Raw genomic sequence first — 22,539 nt, 5'->3', positions numbered from 1 at the left:
TCACTCCCTCTCGGAGGACCTCTTTCCATCCCTTATTTTTCCCCGCTGCGATAAATCGCCCTAACCTCTCGGAACGATTGCTTCGGCTTGCGGTACTCGTTGACGAGACCCTTATTGTTAAAGCTTCGCGCTCTGTCGCGGAACGCGCTCTTGTAGCTCTTCAGATCCCCGCGTACATCGGCGAACTGCCATACATAGGTTCCCACAATGCGAGGATCCTCACGGAAAATCCGCAGCGCCTCCGTGACGATATGCGCCTGATAATCTTCACTGAAGAGACGGGGCTCCCAGCCCGTATCTCCGTAAATACCGGCGCCGCCGAACTCCGTCATCAGCACAGGACGATCTCCTGCGCCCAATGCTTCCGCACGCGCATGGAACTGCTCCAGCATATCCCGGAAGCCGGCCACCTCGCCCTCATACCAGCCGTGATACTTATTGATGCCAATGACATCGAACAGAGGCATCACGATATCCTTGAGAGGATGCATGGTCGCATAGGCTACCAGACGGGACGAATCCTTGCTCCGAACGAGCTTCACAAGCTTCTCGGATATATCCAGCCCCTCCTCGCAGGTGGTGTCAATTTCATTATGGACGGACCAGAACACGATGCACGGGTGATGGAAGTCCCTTTCGATCATTTCATCGACCATCGTATGGGCACGCTGCTGGAATAACGGGTCAACGGTCACTTCCTTCGGCATGAGAGCCCCCCACATCGGGATCTCGCTCCAGAAGACAAGTCCTTGCTCATCGAGCAGATCGATCCAATATTTGCTTTGCGGATAATGCGAGCCGCGAACCGAGTTGCAGCCCATTTCCAGAATGATGTCGAGATCCTTGCGCATCAGCTTCGGAGGGAAGGCAAAGCCCCATTCCGGATGCTCCTCATGACGATTAACCCCCTGCAAATAGACAGGCTCTCCGTTGATGCAGATCTGACGATCGCGAACCTCAATGCGCCGGAAGCCGATGCGATCATACAGATCGTCCCCAGGGATAGCGGCACCGATAAGGTACAGCTCCGAACGCCCGACATTCCATAGACGGACCTGGCTCCATTGCTGCTTCACGGACACGGTTACGGTTTGTCCCGCCGGCACGAGGACTTCCTCCTGATAGATGATTTCCCGGTCCCTCGTTAAGCTCAAAGGCACCTTCCATTCCTCATTGTCTAGGGAGCGAAGCTGAATGCTGAAGCTTACCTCCGCATTGCTGCCCCCTAAAGTGTAGTCGACTCGCAGTTTATCGATGAACACCTTCTCCAGCATCTGAAGCTCCACTGGCCGGATGATACCTCCGTAATGAAACCAGTCGACGGGGTCGATCGGAATCGTTTGCTTTGTCAGCGTACTGTCCGTTCGCACGATCAGCTCATGCTTTCCTGCAGCGGCATTCTCAACGATAAAGTGAAACGGCGTATAACCCCCATAATGGTAGCCTAGATGCACACCGTCGAGATACACATCCGCATGACCTAGAACCGCATGGAAAATCAGCTTCAAAGGTCCGGCTTCCGCCAGTTCGAGCTCAGTCCTGTACCAGGCCACGCCTTCATACTCAAAGAAGCCCATTTCGTTATTCCAGCAGGAAGGAACCGTCACACGCAGCTGCGGGGACGGAAACTGGCGGAACCAGCCGTCCTGTAAGCCGATATTGCTCGGATCTGTAATGAAATCCCATGGACCGCTCAGCTCGCGGGTCGAGCGGATCACATGTTCGGGGAATGTACGTATCATAGGGGATAACCTCCAGGGAAAATATCGATTTATGAGCCCAATGGTATCATGGTCCCCAAGCGAGCTGAATGGAAAAACCGAAAATCTTCTTGTATAAATCGCTTCTCCAATATTATAGTAGAAACAGACTGGAGCCTTATGAGGAGGCGCAACCGATGGCTTATGATCTCAATCGACTTACTTTACACATCCAATGGGTGCTGGACAAGCCTACGCTGCCGGGCTGGATGGATACGCGCAACAATATCGGTGCCCATACCTTTTACTGGATTCATGAAGGGAAGGGCACTTTCCATACGGACCGCGATTATGAGGTGGAGGGAGCATACTTAGCCTACATGAAGCCTGGGCTGCGGATGTCGATGCGCTCGGATGAAGCGTTCCCATTGCAAATGACGATGGTCCTCTTTGATTGCGCGAGTGTGGGTTATGATGTCACGTGGACCGGGGTTGCTCCGCTGAAGGCGCTTGAGCTGCCCTTTCTACGGAAATTCGGGACAGAGCAAGCGAAACGAATCGGCAGCCAATTTCGGCATATTGATAAATGCTGGGTGCCCGGCGGGGCAGGCGGAGCGATGCGCTCCAAAGCCGCCTTGCTGGAGCTGCTCCACGATCTGCACACACAGCAGCACTCAGGCGACGCCAAGCCGGATTCCGCGCAGCAGGCAGTGGAGCTCATTAAGGAACAGCTCGAGACAGGCTACCATACGGACATCAAAATCGAAGAGCTGGCGAAGCAATACGGCATTTCGGTTTCCTACCTCCGCAAAAGGTTTCAGCTGTCGTTAGGCATGAGTCCGAAAGCGTACCACAATCATATTCGTAATGAGCATGCCTGCCGCTACCTCATGTACTCCGATTTGCCGATTAAGGAAATCGCTCAGATCTGCGGCTATTTGGAGGAATATCATTTCAGCAAATCATTTAAGAAAATGAACGGACTATCCCCGACGGGTTACCGGGTCCGCTATCGGCCGCATCCTCGTTGAGATTTTAAACAGGATGGCGTATAATCGGGGCGAACCTATTACTCGGAAAAGGAACGTGCTTCCCATGTATGAATCGATTCGCAACATTTACTGCGTGGGGCGGAATTACGGCCTCCATGCGGCTGAGCTCGGCAACGACATCCCGGAGGAGCCGATGATCTTCACTAAGCCGACTCATGCTCTGACGCCGATGAACGGCAGTGTGATTGAGCTTCCCGGAGATCGTGGAGAAGTGCATTATGAGGCGGAGCTGGTGCTGCATATCGGGCGGAATCATGAGCAGGGGCTGACGATAGATCAATTGGTTGATCGCATGGCGCTCGGGATTGATTTTACGCTAAGAGACGTACAGACCGTCATTAAGAAAAAGGGTACGCCGTGGCTCCCGGCTAAGGGCTTCCTGAGATCGGCTCCGATCAGCGAGCTTCGCCCGTTTCCCGGCTTCGAGAAAGTGAAGCAGGTTCCGTACACCTTGCAGAAGAACGGAATCGAGGTACAGCGCGCCGATCTGAACGATATGATTTTCAACCTGCAGGTGATTGTGGACTATATTGCCCTTCATTACGGCTTGGGAGCAGGCGATATCATTTATACCGGTACGCCGGCCGGCGTAGCGGCCGTGAAGTCGGGCGACCGGCTGGAGCTGTTCTGGGGCGAGGAATCGTTCGGAGAGATGACCGTCAAGCTAATATAACCACCGCAAAGAAAGACCGTCGGACTCACCTTTCACAGCGAGTAAGACGGTCTTTTGCTTTGCGTATTATTTTTCCGCTTCCAGCGCAAGGTCGGAATATTCATCGCGAATCTTGAGAATCTTCGGCAGCTGCTCCATGAACACATCGACGACCTTGGGGTCGAAATGCTGCCCGCGTTCTTCCTTAAACAGATTCAGAATGCGGTCAAGCTCCCAGGCGGCTTTGTAGACCCGTTCACTGCCGAGTGCGTCGAAGACGTCTGCAATGGCGGTAATTCGCCCGTAGATGTGAATCTCATTGCCCTTCAAGCCGCACGGATAGCCGCGTCCGTTCCACTTCTCGTGGTGCTGATAAGCGACAATAGCTGCCGTTTTAAGAATATGACGCTTGGAATTCTTGAGCAGGTTGTAGCCGATCGTGGTGTGCGACTTCATGATGTCGAACTCTTCGTCGGTAAGCTTGCCAGGCTTCTTGAGCACAGAGTCCGGGATCGCCACTTTCCCGATGTCATGCATGGGAGATGCCATCTTCAGCAGATCGGCCTCCTCCTGATTCATTCCTAGCCCAAGAGCGAGAATATAGGAATACTCGGCCACGCGTTTGACATGGTTGCCCGTTTCCTTGGAACGGCTTTCGCCGATTTCCCCCATTGTAAAGATGATTTCCTTTTGTGTTTCCTCAATTTCGTTGGTGAGCAGCGCAGACTCCAGGGATTTCCCTGCGTAGGAGGCTGCCAAGGCTAAGTGCTCCAAATCGCGCTGGCTGAATTCCGCGCTTTCCGTCAGCTTGTTGACGGCTTGATAGGCTCCCATAATCTCTCCTTCATTGTTGCGGAAGGGGATGACCATCAGTGCCTTTGTGCGGTAGCCGGTCTTCTTATCCGTAGCGAGCGCGCCGCTTTCAAGCACATCGCGGAATTCTTCGTTCGTGTAAGCATCATCAATAAAAATCGGCTCGCCCGTCGTGACGGCATGGCCGACCAGGCCGGCTGTGCTGGGGATTCTAAGCTGAGGCACCCCGTGCGCGACAGTAGAGAAGAGCTCATTCTTATTGCGGTCGAGAAGCCATACCGTGCAGCGGTCGGAAACCACCATCTCCCGTCCCATATCCGCCATGAGCATCAATAAGTTTTCCAGCTTCCGTTCGTTGGCGATCTTCGCCGTATAATCAAAAATGACACGAAGCATTTCTTGTGAGTCCAGATCCTTCTTGACTCTTGTCCGCACTAGTTCATAAGCCTCATGCACTCGGAACCACTCCCCGATATCACATTTTTCCATATGAACAAATCATATTATAATGTTTGTAGTCCTGTAAACCATCCGTTTGCTTAAAATAAGTGTTTTATCACACAAAATTCGACGAAATTCACTGATGGGAAGGGGATTTAGCCGTGTTGGATATCGTGGTCGGCTTGCTTTGCAGCGGATTGATTGCAGGGGCCGCTTATGTAAAAAAATCATTGTCCGCTTCGGGGTTTGCCGCCGCTGTCGCGGTAGGCACGTTGTTGTACGCCTTTGGCAGCCTGGCATGGTTCGGAACACTGATTTTTTTCTTCATCACCTCCAGTGTACTTTCCAAATGGAAGCATGCTAGAAAGGCTGCTGCGGAAAGCGGCTATGCCAAGTCAGGCCGCCGTGAAGCAGGCCAGGTGCTCGCTAACGGCGGCATCGGCGTACTGCTGTGCCTTGGGTATGCCATGTGGCCTCATCCGGGGTGGTGGGCGGCTTTTATCGGCGTGATGGCAACTGTAACGGCGGATACATGGGCAACGGAGGTCGGAGGCTTGAGCTCGGCACCGCCGAGGTCTATCATCAGCCTGAAGAAGGTGGAGCCGGGCACCTCGGGCGGAGTGACGCTGTTAGGGCTTTCGGCTTCAGCGGCAGGGGGGCTGTGTATCGGGGCGGTCGCTTGGCTGCTGATCGCGGCGAACCCGGCACAGACGGCAGCCGGCGTGCCTGTTGATGGAACGGCTGCAGCGCTCATGCTGATCGGATTGGCGAGCGGGCTGGCCGGCTCGCTGGCCGATTCCTGGCTGGGGGCGGTGTGCCAAGTGATGTACCGGTGCCAGGTCTGCGGCAAGGACATAGAGAAAAACCGCCACTGCAGTGCAGCGGCGGTTCGAACCCGCGGGTTTGCCTGGATGACGAACGATGCGGTGAATGCGATCAGCTCCGTAACCGGAGGGATAGTCGCCATCGCTTTGTACGAATCCCTAGGCAGCCTGCTGTAACCATAAGTCTACTCGTCGTATTTGCGCGAGTAGGCTTTTTTGGTCACGTATAAAGTTGCCCATGAAACGAGCACACACACGATGATCGCTACGACAATGATGAAAGTAACCATGAGAATGCCTCCAGATCGGGTAATCGTTCTTCCGTCATTGTACCCGATGCATAGGCAAAAACCAAGCTCCGTTAAGGCAGCGTGATTTCGCCTATCTCCTTCAGCGTGGTTAAGTCATTGGCTTTCAGCAGACTTTGAGAAGAACTGTAGAGTGTGTCGCCAATATAGAGCAAACGTTCGATATTGCGATTGCTCGGGTACCAATGGTTCCCCGCTTTCAACAGCTGATCTTCGGTAAGGTGGGTGACTTTGCCCCGCAGCTCGAAGCCGTGCTCCGGATCCAGGCGGTATACATAGGCGCCTTGGAACGCAAATTGCCCATAGGAGCCTGCCTGGCCCTTATCCGGTGCCTCATATACCGTCACTGGGAACGCCAGAAGCTGCTTCTCCTTGGAAAAGAGCAGCGCCTTATGGTTCTGGAGCAGCTCCGAGTAGGTGCCGCGCACCCCGATAACTTCCTTGTGGAGCTCCTTAGGATTCGCGACGTCGGATACGTCGAAGAGAGCCAGCTTCATCCCCTGCACCAGTGCCGTTGTCTGTGCCGTATCGCTGCGGCCCTTCACTGGAACTTCTTCCACTTCCTTACCGAAGCCGATGACATGATTCTCATCATACGGATGGAGGTACTCGCTGAAGCCGGGAATTTTCAGCTTGCCGAGCACGGACGGCGACGCAGGATTCTTAAGATCAATGACAAATAGCGGATCGACTTGCTTGAAGGTAACCATATAAGCGCGGTCTCCGGCATATCGGACGGAGTAGATTTTCTCTCCCGGCGCAAGGTCCTCCAGCTTGCCTACGGTGTTCATCGCTTCATCAAGGACGTACACATTGTTCTTCGAGGTGTTATCGTCGGTTCGCCACATTTCCCCTTTGGTCGTTGCGATCCGGAAGTACCCGTCATGCTCATCCATAGAGAACTGGTTCAGCACTTGCCCGGGCACCTTGCCGCGGCCTTCATAACGTGTTGCTCCATCCGTTAGCCCGAACTTGTAGATGACGCTGTTCATTTCCCTCATCGGGGCGAGGAGCTTGCCTGACGCCTCCGGCTTCCGGTCGATTGCGATAGGCTCCGCTTCACTCACGGTCACATACAGGTGCTTTTCGGAGGCATATACATTTTGCCCTGAGCCGAGGTAGCTTGCCACCGTCATTTTCTGAGACGGCTGATCAAGACGGATGCCGCCGACAAGCAGATAGTTTGGCTCAACGGACTTCGGAAAGTAACGAATATCCTCAAAGCCGATTTTGATAAAATCATCCCCTGCGGCGGAGTCGCGGTAGGAGGGGGTGGATAAGGCTTGCTCCTTCTCCGCCTTCGTAATGGCGGAGAATGCCGCATAATAATTGTAAAAGGACTGATTCGTGATCAAGTACAGAGAGGAACCGATTTTGCGGGAGGTAACATAATAGCCTTCCATCTCCGTTTCACGTACCGGCTTTAGGCTTGTGCGGTCGCCCAGCTCATAGACGATCGTCTTTGTCGTGGATAGTATGGGTCTCACCATGAAGTCCGGTACAATCCGAATTTTTTCAATGGCTTGAGCCTTTACCGTCGATTGGACCATGGGAATGTCCTTAACAGGTTTTTGAGGAGCGGGCTCGACCGCTGCATCGCTTACTACAGCGGGGGTCGATGCGCCCCCGGAAGCGGCAGGCTGAGCGACTGTTTTCTGATAATGGGTATTGCCGATCACAACCAAATGCCGGTCATCCACATAAATTTCACGAGGCTGAAACTGCGGGTCCGAGAACTCCACTGTGCTCAGAACCTTCATGCTTTCCGCTGGATACGCTTGTGTGACGATAATTCGATTGCGGTTGACCTGATAAATGTAGGTACCGTCCGTTTTGATGACATCGGCTTCATCGACGCCTTGCACTTGAACATTGGTACCGGAATAGCCGGCTGTGGATTTCTCCTTGACGGAGACGGAGTCCGATACAGCTCCTGCGGCAGCCTGCGGAGCCGTGGCGGCCGATTTCGATGTCTCCGCAGCAATCGGCATTCGGATGGCCGGGACAGCATAGCCCACACCTGCGCCATTCTGACGCGCTTCCTCCAGGAGCTCCTCCATTCGCTCTATCGAGCCAACGGTAGGTAAGCTTTTGTCCGCGTCAACGACGGCGACACTTTGATTCAAGCCGTCCCAGTACACATTGAAATCAAACGATTCGCTGAAAAACCGCAGGGGAACCAGCAGCTTCCCGCCCTCCGCCTGAATGGGTGCTTCCTCCAGCACGACTAGAGTGCCTTGTCTTGTTGCGGTTGCGCTCCCGGCGGTCAGCTGAATGCTGCGCTCTCCTTTCACGGCGGTCGCCGTATGCGTATCTTCCTTCCACTCCACCGCTACCCCGAGAGCAACCGATAAGTCACGCAGCGGCACCATGAGAGTGCTTCCGATAAGCCGAGGCTTGGCGCTGAACTCGACAGGGCTTCCGTTCAGGCTTAATCGTACGCTTGAACCCGTTTCGGCTTCGATGGGCGAGGCTGGTGCCCCTGAGGTCAGCAGAGCGAGTGCCAGGCACGCCGTAAGCATGGTTCGTTTTCTCACAAAAAAATCCCTCCCTAGTAAGAGCTATTCACTTCCCCAAACGGAAATCACTGGGAAAATGTTTCATGCTCCACTGTGCTTGACCAAAAATTTAATGGAATGGGAGGGCTCTTGTTTTCGTTATTCCGTACTAGTAACATGTTCCGGGCTTGGCGGAGTGACTTCCTTCTCCTGAAGCTGCTTTTCGAGTACTCGAATGCGACGCTGCAGCTTGTACTGCCGAATAAGCCCGATAAAGCCGAAGATGAGTCCCCCAAGCAAGGTAGAACCGAGGATAACTAAAATAAGCGGGATATAGGCTTCGGTGAACAAAAAGTTAACGCGAACGCTTTCCACATTAATTACGGCGAACATGGCCGTTACGATGGCAAAAAGAAATGCGCAAACCAACACCACTTGTGCTTTCATGACATTCCCCCCTCTCTGATTGGAAAAACAGGCTGAAGCCCGTGGACCCGGACTCAGCCTGGAAGTAACTTTAAGCTATTACATCGTCTTAAGAGCTTGCTTGATCAAGACTTCTCAGCTGTAACGTTAAAAGCTCACCTTACAGCGCCACAATGAACAATTCTTAGCGAACAAAGGGGACCTTAAGCTGAAAAATCACCTTATAAGCCGTCAAACCCGGAATCCCGGTCTCTAAGGCTAAATAATCACTTTACAGATAACCGCCGGCTCCGCACCGTAAGGGAAGCGGTAAGCTGTTATTTCGCCAGCTTTTCCATCTCAACCAGCAGCTCCTTGAACACATCCATGGCCTGTTTGATCGGCTCCGGAGAGGACATATCCACACCGGCCTTCTTCAGGATATTGATGGAGTAGTCGCTTCCGCCGCTCTTCAGGAAGCCCAGATAACGGTCTACGGCCGGCTGGCCCTCCTCCAGAATTTGCTTCGCAAAGCTCGTCGCTGCAGAGAAGCCCGTTGCGTATTTGTAAACGTAGAAGCTGTTGTAGAAGTGCGGAATGCGCGCCCATTCCATCTCGATGTCCTGGTCCACCGCCATGTCCTTGCCGTAGTACTTCAAGTTCAAATCATAGTACACCTGGCTCAGCAGCTGCGGAGTCAATGACTCACCCTGCTCCGCTTTTTCATGGATGATCATTTCAAATTCGGCGAACATCGTTTGACGGAATACCGTTGTACGGAACTGGTCCATGTAATAGGTGAGCAGGTACATTTTTTCCTTCGGATCGGTCGACTTCTTCAGCATATAGTCCATAAGCAGCGCTTCATTCAGCGTCGATGCCACTTCCGCCAGGAAAATCGTATATTGCGCATAACGGTAAGGCTGATTCGTGTCGGAATAGTAGGAATGGAGCGCATGGCCCATCTCGTGCGTCAGCGTGAACATGCTGTTCAGGTTGTCCTTATGGTTGAGCAGCACGTAAGGATGCGTACCGTATGCACCCCAGCTGTAAGCACCGTTGCGCTTACCTTCATTCTCGTAGACATCGATCCAGTGATTCTTGAAGCCCTCCTGAAGCACCTTGAGATAATCTTCGCCAAGAGGCTGCAGACTGTCCTTCACGGTTTCCTTCGCTTGATCGAAGCTGATCTCCATATCGTACTCTTCCACGAGCGGAGCGAACAGATCGTACATATGCAGCTTGTCGACCTTGAGCAGCTTGCGACGGAGCTCCATATACCGGTGCATAAGCGGCAGAGACTCATGGATCGTATCGATCAGATTCGTGTACACTTCCTTCTTGATGTTGTCGCCGAACAGGGACATCTCAAGCACGGAAGGATACTTGCGCGCTTTGGCGTAGAATACGTTCTTGGTTACATTCGCTGCGAGCGTAGCGGCGATCGTGTTCTTCTGCTTGGCGTAGGTGGCGTACATCGCTTCAAAAGCATTCTTGCGCACCTCGCGATTTCGGCTTTCCAGGAACTGTATGTAGCGGCCGTGCGTCAGCTCGACTTCTTCGCCTTTTTCATTTTTCACCTTCGGGAATTTCAGGTCCGCATTGTTCAGCATACCGAAGATCGTTCCCGGGGCTTGGGCCAGATTGCCGACCTGGGCGAGCAGCGCCTCTTCATTCTGGCTAAGCACGTGCTGCTTCTGGCGAATCAGCTCCTCCAGCGTTCTCTTGTAAAAAGCAAGCTCCGGATTCGCAACCAGCTTCTGAAGCTGCTCGTCGCTTAAGCTAAGAATTTCCGGGGAAATAAAGGAAGTGGCTTCGCCGACCTCCACACTCAATCTTTTCGATTTATCGGATAAGGCCTGGTAGGTAGGGTCCGCCATGTCTTCATGATGCTTCATATTGGCATACACGTAGAGCCGTTCGGTAGAAAGCGAGATGCGGTCGTCGAGCTCGAACACCGTTTTAATAGCCGCCGGGTCACTCAGCTTGCCTTGATACTGCGATACTTCCTTCAGCTCTTGCTTCACTTGCTCGTATTCCTTATCCCATGCCGCTTGATTCGCATACAAATCCTCGAGTCTCCAGCGGTTTTCTACAGGTACTTCGCTGCGTTTCAGCACTTGATTCATCGGAGCCCTCCTTGGTTCGATCGATGGTTTGGCCTGGCTGATCTCCGGCGAGGCCATAGTTGAGGCCAACGTGCCGGAAAGCAGCATGCCGGTCAGGACTAACGGTACCACACGCATGTTTCGCTCACGCTCCTCCGGTATTTTTCCTAGTTTTACCGGAGCGCGGCTTAAATATTAGTATATGAAAATCATAGCGTGAAGTCTAATTCTCAATGCCTACATCGGGTTCGAAATAAAGCTGTAAATCATCAGAAAAAAGGACATGGAGATCATCACAAGCGCAAGCAAAGCCAAGGGCCGTTTCACCCCGGGAGGAAGCGTATCCTTCTTCCAAATTAAGATGAGGGAGAGGGAGAAGGAAATGATAATAAACGTGATGATGGAACCGGCGTTGCTCATAGGATCACCTCAAGGGCTTAATGGTTGTGGCAAACGGGTAATTACCAAAATTAGGACAGCCTCTACCTCTTCGCTTCCGTGACTCCGAATTCCTGCTTGGGGAAGGCTAAACAACGCAGATAGGAAAATTATGACGAACCTGAGGTGACACATGATGACGCAAATGACAATTGCCCCACCTGCCGCCGAGCCTGTGAACGCCGGGCAGCCCAAACCTTCCGAGCAGTACACGGTAGCGCAGTTTCTGTTAAGACAGCTGCAGGCTTGGGATGTCAAGAGGATCTACGGAGTCATAGGCGATGCCAATTTAAGTGTACTGGATGAGCTTGGAAAACAGAACGACATTCGCTACATTCCATGCCGTCATGAAAGCGCAGCTGCCTTGATGGCTTCGGCAGAAGCGAAGCTTACCGGCAAGGTGGCCGTATGCATGGCCACCAGCGGTCCCGGCATAGCCAACCTGCTGAACGGATTAGCGGATGCTGCAAGTGATTACGCGCCCGTACTCGCCATTACCGGGCAGGTGGGTACGTCCCAAATCGGCACGCATGCCAAGCAGTATATCGATCAGCAAAAGCTGGCCGCCGCGATCGCTAAGCCCTCGGAGCTGGTAGGGCATCCCGATGCGCTTCCGGAGCTGCTGCAGCAAGCTATGACGCAGGCATTATTGAACGGGCAGGTAGCGCATCTCTCCATCCCCAAGGATCTTTACGAACGGAAGGTACAGGGGGTAATCAAGCCGTATGAGGAGCATCTTCATCAGCCTCTCTATGCTCCCGGCGGGGAAGTGGACAAGCTGGCCGAGCTTATAGCGCAGGCGGAGAAGCCCGTGCTGCTGATCGGCCGGGGTACTGCTTCGGTGAAGGCGGAGGTGCGGCAGCTTGCCGAGAAGCTGTCAGCGGCTGTGGTGACTACCCTCCCGGCCAGACCGTTGTTTCCTAACGACCATGAGCTCTACGCCGGGGGATTGGGTCAGGCAGGAAGTGAATCGTCCTCGACCCTGCTTGCCGAAAGCGACTGTATTCTCATACTGGGGGCCACCTGGTGGCCGGACGATTACGTGCCGACGAGGGCGAGAATCCTTCAGGTGGATAAGAGTCGTGCAGCGCTGGGAGCGGGGCATTCTTTGCACAAGGGGATTGTAGGGGATTTGAAGCAGGTCGTTCCGGAGCTCCTGCAGGATGCTAGAATGTTCGCGGCATCGAGGGAGACTTGGAAAGCAAGAGTTGTCCAGGTGACGAACGAATGGAAGGCTCGGCTGGAGGCGGAATGCTCCGGAAACGCGGAACCGTTAGCGCCGCAGCGGGTCATTCAAGCTATAGCCGCACAAGCTCCCGAGCAGGCGATTGTGGCCGTTGACACAGGGGAGCATACCTTGTGGTTCAACCGGATTTTTCAAACCAAGCCGGGGCAGGAGGTATTGCTCTCCGGACGCTGGCGGACGCTTGGCTTTGCCCTGCCGGCAGCGATTGCGGCGAAGCTGGCGGAGCCGCAGCGACAGGTCATTGCTATCGCAGGGGATGGGGGAGCCGTGCAAACGCTGCTGGAATTCCAGACCGCAGCCGAGCAGGAGCTGCCCATTGTATTTGTTATCATGAACAACAGCTCCTACGCCATGGAGAAGAATCGTATGGAGAATGCCGGGATGAGCACACTCGGCAGCATCATTCGCAACCCGGACTTTGCTAAGATTGCGGAGGCCTGCGGCGGGATTGGAAGGAAGGCGAGTCATATGCAGCAGCTCGAAGAGAGCCTGGCGATGGCGATGAAGTCACGGCTTCCCGTGCTGATTGAAGTGGCAACCGCCTCGACACCGGTTCCGCATACGAAGATATAAGGCAAAATAAGACCTTTACCAGTAATTAGGTAAAGGTCTTTTTGGCAATTAGCTTTCCATTTTGACGAGGACCAAACGACCTTTCTCGTCACGGCTGGCGCGGAAGCTGTCTTCCGGATGGATCTTCGCCTCATCCACAAGCTCTTGAGGAATCGTCAGCTGACCATGCTCATTAAGCGATACGAGCGAGCCGTTCATCTTCTTCCAGTAGCCTGCGGCCAGAATGCCCACTGTGACCAGAATAACGATCATCCATTTCAAAGCGGTGTGCTCAGCGAAATAATCCTTCACAAGCAAATCGCCAGTCAGCATTTTACCGGCAGTGAAGGCCAGTACGCCGGATCCGATATACACGATCCATGGATATTTCTCCACCCAGGAGATGAAGAGCGTGCTGCCCCATACCATAATCGGAACACTGATCAATAAGCCGATGATGACAAGCCAGAAGTCTCCATGAGCCGCTCCGGCAACAGCCATGACATTGTCAAAGCCCATGACCGCGTCGGCAACAATTATGGTTTGGATTGCGGGCCACAGCTGGGGCTTGGCCTCGACATTGTGCTCCTTCTTGTCAACGAGAAGCTTGTAGGCGATCCATATCAGCACCACGCCTCCGATGAGCAGCAGAGCGGGAAGCTTGAGGAGCCAGACTACAGCGAGGGTGGCTAGCGCCCGAATGACGATGGCGCCGACGGTACCCCATAAAATCGCGTTGCGTTGATGCTCTTTCGGGAGATTCCGCGCCGCCATTCCGATCACGATCGCGTTATCTCCGGCCAAGACGAGGTCGATTAAGATGATGCTGAGTAATGCAGTGAAAAATGCCGGTGAAAACCACTCCATGTACGACACACTCCTTCAGGTGATTTGTTGAACTACATAAAAATGACCTCTACCAATTATGGTAAAGGTCATTTAAACGCAGAAAAGACCTTTACCTAGTAATGGCAAAGGTCTTGCTAACAACGTGGACGTTGCCAATAAAGCCGGAGTTTCCCTTGCGGGATTCCCGAATTGACGACTTTACTGTAACAGCTACTCCCCTTTGGAGGACATCTTATGTAATTGACATCATTGTACCGAGTAGACAGGCTCTTTGTCAACCCTTTTTTGAGCAGAAAGGACTAAACGCTGCGGAAAGCTTCCATGATCGCGTTATATTCGTCTTCATTACCTGTGAAGTCTTCCTTGCGAAACCGGTGTTCCGCCCAGTGCATCATAGCAGGTCTGCTCAGGAAGGTATGGCAATCCTCGCCCCATTGATCCGATATTTCCCTTAAAATGAGCTGCTTGCCGTTCTCTTCCACCGTGAGCATGTTCCATTTGTCTTTTTTGTAGATGACGTGTTTTTGAATGCCGTGTGCCACTGATCCATTACCCCTAACGTGTATAGTTATAGCTAATTTATCATGTCCGATGCTAGAAAAGCAAAGTACAAAGCGCTTGAAAATTAAATATTGCCACCGCTTGAAGCCATATGGTATGATCTACCAAAGCTTCAGCACGGATCGGAGGGTCTGTGGAAGCTTGAGCCAAGGTCATGCGATGACCATAGCTAGCTGAGAAGAGGAGAGATGAGACATGAGTCAAGTGAAGTATGAACAAATCGGTGTTGCCATGACATGCCGCTCCTATGAGGAGTATATCCGGATGTTTGCGCTGAATCCGTCTGCAGTCAGCACGGGCCCCATTCTTGATGTGGCGGCCGGGGCTTCTTCGTTCGTCGCAGAGGCGTACGCCAATGGGACGGAGGCCGTAGCTGTCGATCCGCAGTACGGGAACGGCTTCGAGGAGATCATAGACCATGCCAGCCGTGAGATTGAAGCCTCCACCGCCAAGCTGGACCGGCTAAAGGAGCATTTAGACTGGACGTTCTACGGCGATCTGACACGGCACAAGGCTATGCGAGAAGCATCCTTGCATCGTTTTGCCGAGGATTTCCGCAGCGGCCGGGAGCAGGGGAGATACGTGGCGGCCACGCTACCCAAACTGCCGTTTGCATCCGATACCTTTCCCCTTGTGGTAAGCAGCCATTTTTTATTTTTGTATCATGAACAATTCGATTATGATTTCCATATATCGGCGATTCGCGAATTATACCGGGTTTGCCGTCCCGGAGGGCAAATTCGCCTGTATCCGGTGATGACGCTCGGCTTCGAGCCTTATCCCTGCATGGATCGTTTGCTGACAGATGTGAGAGCCTTTGGAGGAAAGCCGGTGATCGGTGCAACGGGGCTGCCGTTTATCCCCGAATCCGCCAATTATTTGCGTATTGACAAGGCTCATGAATAAAACGAAGCAAGTTGATTTATCCTTATAATGGTGATATACTTGACACATTCGCCCTTGATGGCGATACATCTAGGAGGTTGTTTTCATTGAAAGGTACAGTAAAATGGTTTAACGCAGAAAAAGGCTACGGATTCATTCAAGTAGAAGGCGGCGACGATGTATTCGTTCACTTCTCCGCAATCCAAGGCGACGGCTTCAAGACATTGGATGAAGGTCAAGCGGTTGAATTCGAAATCGTTGAAGGAAACCGTGGTCCTCAAGCGGCTAACGTTATCAAGTTATAAGATAGATGCTCCTCTGTAGGAGCTCTTATATCATAGCACAGCCCAAAGAGCGGTTCCCTGGAGTTACCTCCGGGAGCCGCTTTTTTGTGTTGCTTTTGAACATCGCGCGGTTGCGATATGAAAAAAACCGGCTGTCGCTATGACAGCAACAGCCGGAGTACTTGTTCCTATTCAATAATGGTCAAAATGTCGTCGATCTCTTTGCGGGCCAATCGGGCCGGACGCTCCGACGGATGTCCCAGCGCAATGACCATGTTGATCTGACACTCCGGGCGAATATTCAGCAGCTCCCGCAGCTGCTCTTGCGCGAGCAGCACCGGTCCGGTCATCGGACAAGTAGCGAGGCCGCGGGCATGGGCCGCCAGCATCAGGTTCTGCGCGGCAAGGCAGCTGCTCTTGATGCCTTCCTCTTCCCACACGGCATCGGATACGAAGCCGATCGGATCGAAGATCCGCTCACGGAACTTGGAGGCATAAGGAGTCGCCAAACAGACGATCAGCACAGGGGCCTGAGAGAAGGCGGTGGCATACGGACCGAACGATTTGACCAGCAGTCGTCCTTCCTTGGACAATCCCTTCTGCTCGGCCTCTTCGCCTTTCTTATGAAGCTGTTCCCAAGTCACGCGCTCGATCTCTTGAATCAGCTCACGGTTCTTAACGGCAATGAACTCCCAGGTCTGAGAATTCGTGTCGCTCGGTGCATACCGTGCGCAATCGATAATTTCGCGTATATCCTCCAACGAAACTTCCTGCTCCGTATATTTCCGGACACTGCGCCGGTCAAGTACGATGTTCTTGAACTCATCATAGTGAATAGTAGAAGTAGTAGTGCTGGTCATTCGTCTTCATCCCTTCAAAGGCTGTCATGATCGCATTGGTTTAGTACCAGGTGTTAAAAGTTACCCTTCATTATAAACGATATGTATGACAGCCCGCAACCTTTTAACACATCAAATCATACATCGAGAAGAGCGGTGATCATTCGATCACTGAAGCACGACGGTTTCCCCCTCCTGCAGGCCGCTAAGCACTTCCGTTTTGTCCGGCGTTTCCAGCCCGATCTGGAGAATCCGCTTCTCCAGTCCTTGCGAGCCCTCAACCATGACGTAATATTGCTCCTTATCCCGTTGGATGGCCAGGGTAGGAATGACCAGTGTGCCTTGCTTCCGGTCCGTTTCGATGGTCGCTGTTAGGCTTAAGCCCGCAATCAACTGCTCATGAGGCTCAAGCGAAATGACGACCTCAAACTGGGCTGCAGCTGCGTTCGCGGCACCGGAATCGGAAGCGGTTTTGGCAAATTTGGACAGACGTTCCACCTTGCCTTGCAGTTTGACTCCCTTCAACGCCTCGACCTTGACCTGAACGGTCATGCCCACCTTCAGGCGGAACAGATCATATTCCCCAACCATGCAGAGCAGCTGAAGCTTAGTAATATCGACAATTTTACCGATACGTTCGTTTTCCTTGACGGATTGGGGCTCCTTCGTATCGTTAAACAGGAAAATGCCCTCCTCCGGTGCAAGGAACTCAGCGGATTTCAGCTTCTCCGTTTTTTGCGTCAGCTGCTTGTAGTTGTGTTCGAGGGTCAAGCGGCTAATGTCCTCCTGCATCCTGCGTGTCTCCGCTTGCGCGAATCGCTGCTTCGCTTCCGTTTCCCCGACAGAGGCAGCGGTAACAGTGGAGATCGTTCCTGTGCTTTCTTGAAATTCGGCAAGCCGGAGATCCATCTCCTGCTTCTTATTTCCCGCCTGAAGCTGCGCGATTTCACTTTGCATGAGGGAATCGTCCAGCCGGAACAGCACATCGCCTTTTTTCACCTGAGCGCCGTCGGTTACGGACCAGCTCTTCACATCCGCGGTGAAAGGGGCATTCACATAGGTTTCCTTCTGATAGGAGGACTTCCCTTTGACCTCAACGGTGCTGACAATATCCTCCCGTGCCGCTTGAAATCGCAGGGCGTTCGCTGTCTGCAAGGAGTTCTGAGGCGGAGGACTTGACGGGTGGCTTTGTATGTAAAGGGTCGCCGTCACACCGACAACCGTCATCACGGCTAAGGAGGTAATCCATGTTTTCTTTTTCATCGTTTTTCTCTCCCGGTTAGTCTCGTTTAATAGCGGTAAGCGCGTCGGTTTTGGACGCTTTGACGGCCGGATAAATGCCGGACAGCACTCCGGTCAACACGGCGAAGAACAGTCCTAACGGCAGAATCCAAGGACTGATGAACAAAAACTCCTGATCGGCTCCCGGCCGGGGAGGGGAAAAGCGCAGGACAACGATGTTGATCCCCCAGATGACCCAATAGGACAGGAGGATGCCGGAGAAGCCACCAAGTAAGCCCAGCAAAGTGGATTCGATCATGAACATGTTGCGAATTTGCCTCAGGTTCGCTCCCAGCACCTTCATAATGCCGATCTGGCGCCGTCTCTGGTAGGTCGACATGGTCATGGCTACTACGATGGAAATCGAAGCGACGAACAGAATGAACAGCCCTACGCCTCCGAACACAAGCCGAAGGATTACCAGCTCGCCGGCCATTCTCTCTTCCCGATGGATGTTCGTCTCCACCGAAAGGCGAAGCTTCTGAAGCAGCTGCTCTACCTCTCGTACATGCTTGCTGTCATCAATTTTCAGCTTGACCTCGTTGTAATCGCCGCCGGCCGCTGTGCTGCGGGGATTCTCGATAGCCTTGCCCCCGTTCATAGCCAGCATGGCGTCCTGCAGACGCTTGCCGAGGGCGGGGGAGACGAAGGCCGTCTTCTGGTTCATGATGACGTCGTCAGGGACGCCTTCGGGCTTTTTCAGCACGCCGACGACACGAAGAGGGATGGGAGTGCCGCTGATTTCTCCCACTCCTTGCAGATGAATACGCGGCGTCAGAATAAGCTGCTTCTGATACAGAGGATAAGCGATCAGCATCTGCTCCCGCCATCTCTGCTCGGCTTCACGACCGGACGGAACTGGATTCGCTTGTCTTCCGGAAGCGGCGGATTGCTGGTCTCTAAGGCCCATGGTTGCACCGTAGCTGAGAATGATGGTGTTCTCGAGCTCGGTGGGGCCTCCCTGATGCATTTCGTAGCCGAAATCGTCGAGCGTATCCAATTCGGTCGCATAGAGCTCATAAATATTGCCTCTCTTGCCATCCACCTCGAACTCATAGCCGTTCAAGGTTTGGTACGAAGCGAGCGCCTTCACATGCGGCAAGGTACGCATCAGCTCGACCTTGGCCTTGGTCAGCTCGTAAGGCTTCGAAGCGTTCGGGTCGGCGCTTCCTCCGTCAGACTCCAGGTTCTGTCCGCTGCGGACCGTAATTTCATCCGTCTTTAAATAGAAGCCCATGGATTTACGGCTGTAATGATTGACGGACTCACCGAAGGAGAGGGCGACGATAATGGATGCAGAGCCGATGGCGATGCCCATCGCGCATAAGGCGGTTACCACGATCCTGCGTTTCAGCTGATCCCAGCCAAGCCGTAAGTAGTCACCGAATTTCATTCGCCGTCACCTTCCCACGATGCGTCCTCGACCAGTCGGCCGTCACGCAGCTGAATGACCCGACGGGTCCGTTTGGCTACCTCAAGCTCATGCGTTACGATGACGAAGGTGATGCCGAGCGTCCGGTTGAGCTCCAGCAGCAGGTCAATAATCTCCTTTTCGGTCTTGGTATCGAGGTTTCCTGTGGGCTCATCCGCGAATACGATCGCCGGCTCCGTAATCAGCGAGCGTGCGATACTGACGCGCTGCTGCTGACCGCCGGACAATTGGGAAGGGAACATCTCCGATTTGTCGCCAAGGCCGACCTTTGTCAGCAGGCTCAGCGCTTTCTCCCGCCGCAGCTTGGATTTCATCCCCTGGAATACAAGCGGCAGCTCGACATTCTCCCGGACCGTAAGATGGGGAATAAGCTCGTAGGCCTGGAATATAAACCCGATATGCGCTCGTCGAAATTCGGCAAGCTGATTCTCATTCATGGTTTCGATGCGATGACCGGAGATCTTAATGCTGCCGCGTGTCGGCTTCATAAGCCCGGCCATTAAATTCAGCAGCGTTGATTTGCCGGAGCCGGAGCTTCCGAGAAGAGCGACGATCTCGCCCTTGTGCACCTCGAAGTTGATTTCTTGAAGCACCGGCGCCGGATCGCCGGCAATAAGAAATTCGTGCGATAATTGTTCTACGGCAAGCACATAACCCCTCCGATTCTAGTTCTGGTTGGTGTTAGACTAGACGTGGTACGCAAGGAAGAGTTGCAGGAATTGGATAAACTTAAGAAATTGTTAAGACTTGGTACCAAAAAAATACCCGACATCAGCATCAGGCCGATCGTCGGGCAGAGAAGTATAATTAGGAGCTCGAGGCTTCCTCAGCCGGCTCTTGATCTTTAAGCACCATGTGAAGCACGATAAAACCGATCATAGCAATAAAGGCCAGAACAGAGCTTACGCTGTACACCGTATGAGGTCCCCAAGTATTAAAGACCCATCCGCCCACCAACCCGCTGAGCAAGCCGGCCAGACCGGACCAGGTGACGGCGAACAGCGCTTGACCGGAGGCGCGAAACTGATCCGGCACGAGACGCTGAATGTAACGGATGACCGTAAACAGGAAGATACCGAAAGACAAGGAGTGCAGCAGCTGAATAAAAATGACAAGACTAGGGTCCGTCACCCGGCTCATTAGCAGGAAGCGTACGGTATAGACAAGACTGCACAGGATCAGCAGCGGAAGCTCCTTGAAGCGGTGGCCGAACCTGCTCAGCAGGAAGAAGATCGGAATCTCCGCGAGTGCCGAGGACATCCAGGACAGACCCACAAGAGATGGGTCCGCTCCGAGACGCTGCAGGAATAGCGCCAGGAAATTATCATTCATGCGATGGGCGACGGAGACGGTTAATACGATCAGCATAAAGGCGAGAAAGGGCCGGGAAGATATGATGGGCAGCAGATTGCTGAAGTCCGGCTTGTTGCGGCTTCCTTCTCCTGCATCCTTAAGCCCTAAAGAAAGCAGGAAGGAGAGACCGATAGTAAACAGGCATAGGTACACGATCAGGTCTGTCCCCATTCCTTTCATCAGCTGTCCGAAGACGAGGGCGGCAAAGGCGAAGCCGATGGAGCCCCAAACCCGGAAGGAAGCGAAGCTTTTGCCCGTGTTGCGTATGCTCAGCAGCGTTAGGCTATCTGTCAGGGATGTCACCGGCGATTGAAAGAAGAAGAATACCGACATCAGTACAAGAAGCAAGGTATAGGCATCACTTTGAAACACAAAAAAGGCCAAGATCCACTGGCCGATCAGGACCAGGATCAATATTTTTTTGACTGTCCGGTACTTGTCGCTCAAGAAGCCCCAGAACAGGTTCGAGCCGATCCCGATCAAGGGGCCGATCGAATAAATCGCTCCGATCTGTAGGGTGGAAAGCCCGCGTGACTGGAAATACAACGGGAAATAAGAAACAATGACGGCCATCGTCATATAGCAGGAAAATGAAAACGTTCGAAGCACGGTAAAAGAAGAAAACAAAGCATTCCGATCCTTCATTTATTGTCCACTCGATTCTGCATTCATAGCATTTTTCACCGCCGCCGGATGCGGCAGTCTTCCTTCCGTCCGGCCGGCAAGCCAGATCACATACATCACCACGGCAACCTCGGCCAGCACGCCAAGCGATTGTGCGAAGGCGCCGATGCCTCCGTTCCAGCCCGGGAACAAAAGAGAGGTCACAAGCAGCGTAATGAGCGTAATGCCGACATTTGAAGCTTGAGACCACACCATGACCTTCGTTTGTCCCCGCAGCATCAGCAGACCGTTGCCGAAATCCAGAAGAGGGAAGATCAGCGTCATGATCATGAACACCTTCAATGTCGATATGCTGGCTTCCTGCAGCCGCTCGTTAACCCCCATGACATGCTCCAGAAACCAAGGTCCTGCGGAGGTATAAGACAGTATGGCGATGAGCAGGCTGGGAATAAGCCACAAAATAAAGAAAAAGCGCCGCACGGAAGCTGCGTCCTTGCGGTAAAAGTTCATTACAATTTGATGTGTATAGGAGAAAAAGCTCATCACCAGCTGCGCCAGGCTCGCCGCTATAGCGAAGGAGGCAATGGCCAGCTTGATGTCCGTTGTTTTGCCGAGAAAGGCATTAATGGAAGGCCCGACAATAACGGCGAGCAGCGACGAATACAGCAGCGGCCGGTAAAATTGAAAAATTTGCGCTGGCTTGCTGACGTCATGATCTTCCTTCACTTCTGGAATCGAATGCTTCAGTAAGGATCTCCCTTCCCAGAAGCTGACGGCGGCTTCGACGGCCATACCTGTAAGGAAAATGATGGCCCCTACGGTCCCGCTCTCGACGCCTTTATGAATAAAGTAGAGAGAAAGCAGGTACATGCTGAGCAGCCTGACAAGCATGCCGATGGTAAGCCATTTGGTACGAAGGTTATAGATGATGATCCCATGATAGAGACAGCGAATCCCCGAGAAGATGCTGACGAACATGAGAACGCGGTACACCTCCAGCATCGGCTCGACCATGCTCTCTTCCGCGCCGAAGATATGGCGGAAGATCCAGGGACCGAGAGGCGAATAGCTGATCGTTAACCCCAAACCGAAAATGGCTCCGAGCACGCTCCAGCCTACGATGGACATGGCCCGAAATGACCGGCGGTCGCGAACGAGTGCCGAGCAGGTCTGCCGAAGCAGGACGGCAGGGCGTTCGATAATCCCCAGAATGCTAAGCGGCAGCGCATAGCTGGCGATGATAATTTCCGGTTGGGCGGATCGTGCCAAGGTACTATTGATGATGACATGGGAGATCGTTACCAGGCTGGCCGAGATGCCAAGCGGTATGAAGAAGGCGAGCAGCTGCCGGAACGAGATCCTTGTTGCTTGTGGCTCAGTCATGCTGTTGTCCC

The 22,539-nt window shown here is 53.2% G+C and carries 20 protein-coding genes; 6 read left to right on the top strand and 14 right to left on the bottom strand.

The genetic code is table 11. The features are described 5' to 3' along the window. Positions 1-32: 32 nt before the first annotated feature. A complete protein-coding gene (locus QMO62_RS10685; protein WP_284640954.1) occupies positions 33-1,742 on the bottom strand; it encodes a glycoside hydrolase family 2 protein in 1,710 nt (569 codons plus the stop codon). Between the two features lie 155 nt (positions 1,743-1,897). Between QMO62_RS10685 and QMO62_RS10680 the strand changes: the two genes are divergently transcribed. Together QMO62_RS10680 and QMO62_RS10675 are read left to right on the top strand one after the other, a co-directional pair. Beyond that, positions 1,898-2,731, top strand: coding sequence for a helix-turn-helix domain-containing protein (locus QMO62_RS10680; RefSeq protein ID WP_284640953.1), 834 nt, complete (start codon positions 1,898-1,900; stop codon positions 2,729-2,731). Positions 2,732-2,795: 64 nt separating this feature from the next. Beyond that, on the top strand, positions 2,796-3,425 hold the full coding sequence (locus tag QMO62_RS10675) for a fumarylacetoacetate hydrolase family protein (RefSeq protein ID WP_284640952.1): 630 nt from the start codon (positions 2,796-2,798) through the stop codon (positions 3,423-3,425). Between the two features lie 66 nt (positions 3,426-3,491). Here QMO62_RS10675 and QMO62_RS10670 read toward each other — a convergent pair whose 3' ends face one another. Then, positions 3,492-4,673: an HD domain-containing phosphohydrolase gene (locus tag QMO62_RS10670; protein ID WP_284640951.1), complete on the bottom strand. Its 1,182-nt coding sequence runs from the start codon at positions 4,671-4,673 to the stop codon at positions 3,492-3,494. Positions 4,674-4,822: 149 nt separating this feature from the next. Between QMO62_RS10670 and QMO62_RS10665 the strand changes: the two genes are divergently transcribed. Then, positions 4,823-5,659: a DUF92 domain-containing protein gene (locus tag QMO62_RS10665; protein ID WP_372516714.1), complete on the top strand. Its 837-nt coding sequence runs from the start codon at positions 4,823-4,825 to the stop codon at positions 5,657-5,659. A gap of 184 nt (positions 5,660-5,843) precedes the next feature. Here QMO62_RS10665 and QMO62_RS10660 read toward each other — a convergent pair whose 3' ends face one another. From QMO62_RS10660 to QMO62_RS10645, 4 genes are all read right to left on the bottom strand, one after another. Beyond that, positions 5,844-8,327, bottom strand: a complete 2,484-nt coding sequence (locus tag QMO62_RS10660; RefSeq protein WP_284640949.1) for a beta-propeller domain-containing protein — start codon at positions 8,325-8,327, stop codon at positions 5,844-5,846. Between the two features lie 120 nt (positions 8,328-8,447). Beyond that, positions 8,448-8,735, bottom strand: coding sequence for a LapA family protein (locus tag QMO62_RS10655; RefSeq protein ID WP_284640948.1), 288 nt, complete (start codon positions 8,733-8,735; stop codon positions 8,448-8,450). A 296-nt stretch (positions 8,736-9,031) separates the two neighbouring features. Next, positions 9,032-10,822, bottom strand: a complete 1,791-nt coding sequence (pepF, locus tag QMO62_RS10650) for an oligoendopeptidase F (RefSeq protein WP_284644919.1) — start codon at positions 10,820-10,822, stop codon at positions 9,032-9,034. Positions 10,823-11,038: 216 nt separating this feature from the next. Then, entirely contained in the window at positions 11,039-11,221 is a 183-nt protein-coding gene (locus QMO62_RS10645) for a hypothetical protein (RefSeq protein WP_284640947.1), read from the bottom strand. Between the two features lie 154 nt (positions 11,222-11,375). Between QMO62_RS10645 and QMO62_RS10640 the strand changes: the two genes are divergently transcribed. After that, positions 11,376-13,058: a thiamine pyrophosphate-binding protein gene (locus tag QMO62_RS10640; protein WP_284640946.1), complete on the top strand. Its 1,683-nt coding sequence runs from the start codon at positions 11,376-11,378 to the stop codon at positions 13,056-13,058. A 48-nt stretch (positions 13,059-13,106) separates the two neighbouring features. Here the strand turns inward: QMO62_RS10640 and QMO62_RS10635 are convergent, their stop codons facing one another. Together QMO62_RS10635 and QMO62_RS10630 are read right to left on the bottom strand one after the other, a co-directional pair. Further along, positions 13,107-13,904 (bottom strand): TerC family protein, encoded by a 798-nt coding sequence (locus tag QMO62_RS10635; protein ID WP_284640945.1) that lies wholly within the window; start codon positions 13,902-13,904, stop codon positions 13,107-13,109. Positions 13,905-14,185: 281 nt separating this feature from the next. Then, entirely contained in the window at positions 14,186-14,377 is a 192-nt protein-coding gene (locus QMO62_RS10630; RefSeq protein ID WP_284644918.1) for a hypothetical protein, read from the bottom strand. Positions 14,378-14,642: 265 nt separating this feature from the next. On the opposite strand from QMO62_RS10630, the gene QMO62_RS10625 reads away from it, so the two are divergent. Both QMO62_RS10625 and QMO62_RS10620 read left to right on the top strand, forming a co-directional pair. Then, complete coding sequence (locus QMO62_RS10625; protein WP_284640944.1) at positions 14,643-15,353, top strand: class I SAM-dependent methyltransferase; 711 nt, start codon at positions 14,643-14,645, stop codon at positions 15,351-15,353. Positions 15,354-15,439: 86 nt separating this feature from the next. After that, positions 15,440-15,637, top strand: coding sequence for a cold shock domain-containing protein (locus QMO62_RS10620; RefSeq protein ID WP_284640943.1), 198 nt, complete (start codon positions 15,440-15,442; stop codon positions 15,635-15,637). Positions 15,638-15,804: 167 nt separating this feature from the next. Here QMO62_RS10620 and QMO62_RS10615 read toward each other — a convergent pair whose 3' ends face one another. The 6 genes from QMO62_RS10615 to QMO62_RS10590 form a co-directional block, all read right to left on the bottom strand. Continuing rightward, positions 15,805-16,452, bottom strand: a complete 648-nt coding sequence (locus QMO62_RS10615) for a nitroreductase family protein (protein WP_284644917.1) — start codon at positions 16,450-16,452, stop codon at positions 15,805-15,807. A gap of 171 nt (positions 16,453-16,623) precedes the next feature. Then, a complete protein-coding gene (locus QMO62_RS10610) occupies positions 16,624-17,718 on the bottom strand; it encodes an efflux RND transporter periplasmic adaptor subunit (RefSeq protein ID WP_284640942.1) in 1,095 nt (364 codons plus the stop codon). A 16-nt stretch (positions 17,719-17,734) separates the two neighbouring features. Beyond that, positions 17,735-19,129 carry an ABC transporter permease gene (locus tag QMO62_RS10605; protein WP_284640941.1) on the bottom strand — a complete coding sequence of 465 codons (1,395 nt, stop codon included), beginning with the start codon at positions 19,127-19,129 and terminating at the stop codon, positions 17,735-17,737. After that, entirely contained in the window at positions 19,126-19,818 is a 693-nt protein-coding gene (locus QMO62_RS10600) for an ABC transporter ATP-binding protein (protein ID WP_284640940.1), read from the bottom strand. The genes QMO62_RS10605 and QMO62_RS10600 overlap by 4 nt, the downstream gene beginning before the upstream one ends. Positions 19,819-19,975: 157 nt before the next feature. Continuing rightward, positions 19,976-21,166: an MFS transporter gene (locus QMO62_RS10595; RefSeq protein ID WP_284640939.1), complete on the bottom strand. Its 1,191-nt coding sequence runs from the start codon at positions 21,164-21,166 to the stop codon at positions 19,976-19,978. Continuing rightward, positions 21,167-22,528 (bottom strand): multi antimicrobial extrusion protein MatE, encoded by a 1,362-nt coding sequence (locus QMO62_RS10590; RefSeq protein WP_284640938.1) that lies wholly within the window; start codon positions 22,526-22,528, stop codon positions 21,167-21,169. It lies immediately after the preceding gene. Between the last annotated feature and the right edge of the window lie 11 nt (positions 22,529-22,539).

This window comes from Paenibacillus silviterrae, assembly GCF_030167925.1.
GTDB lineage: Bacteria > Bacillota > Bacilli > Paenibacillales > NBRC-103111 > Paenibacillus_G > Paenibacillus_G silviterrae.
The sequence above is the reverse complement of the archived record's forward strand: the minus strand, read 5'-3'. Positions and strand labels throughout refer to the sequence as shown.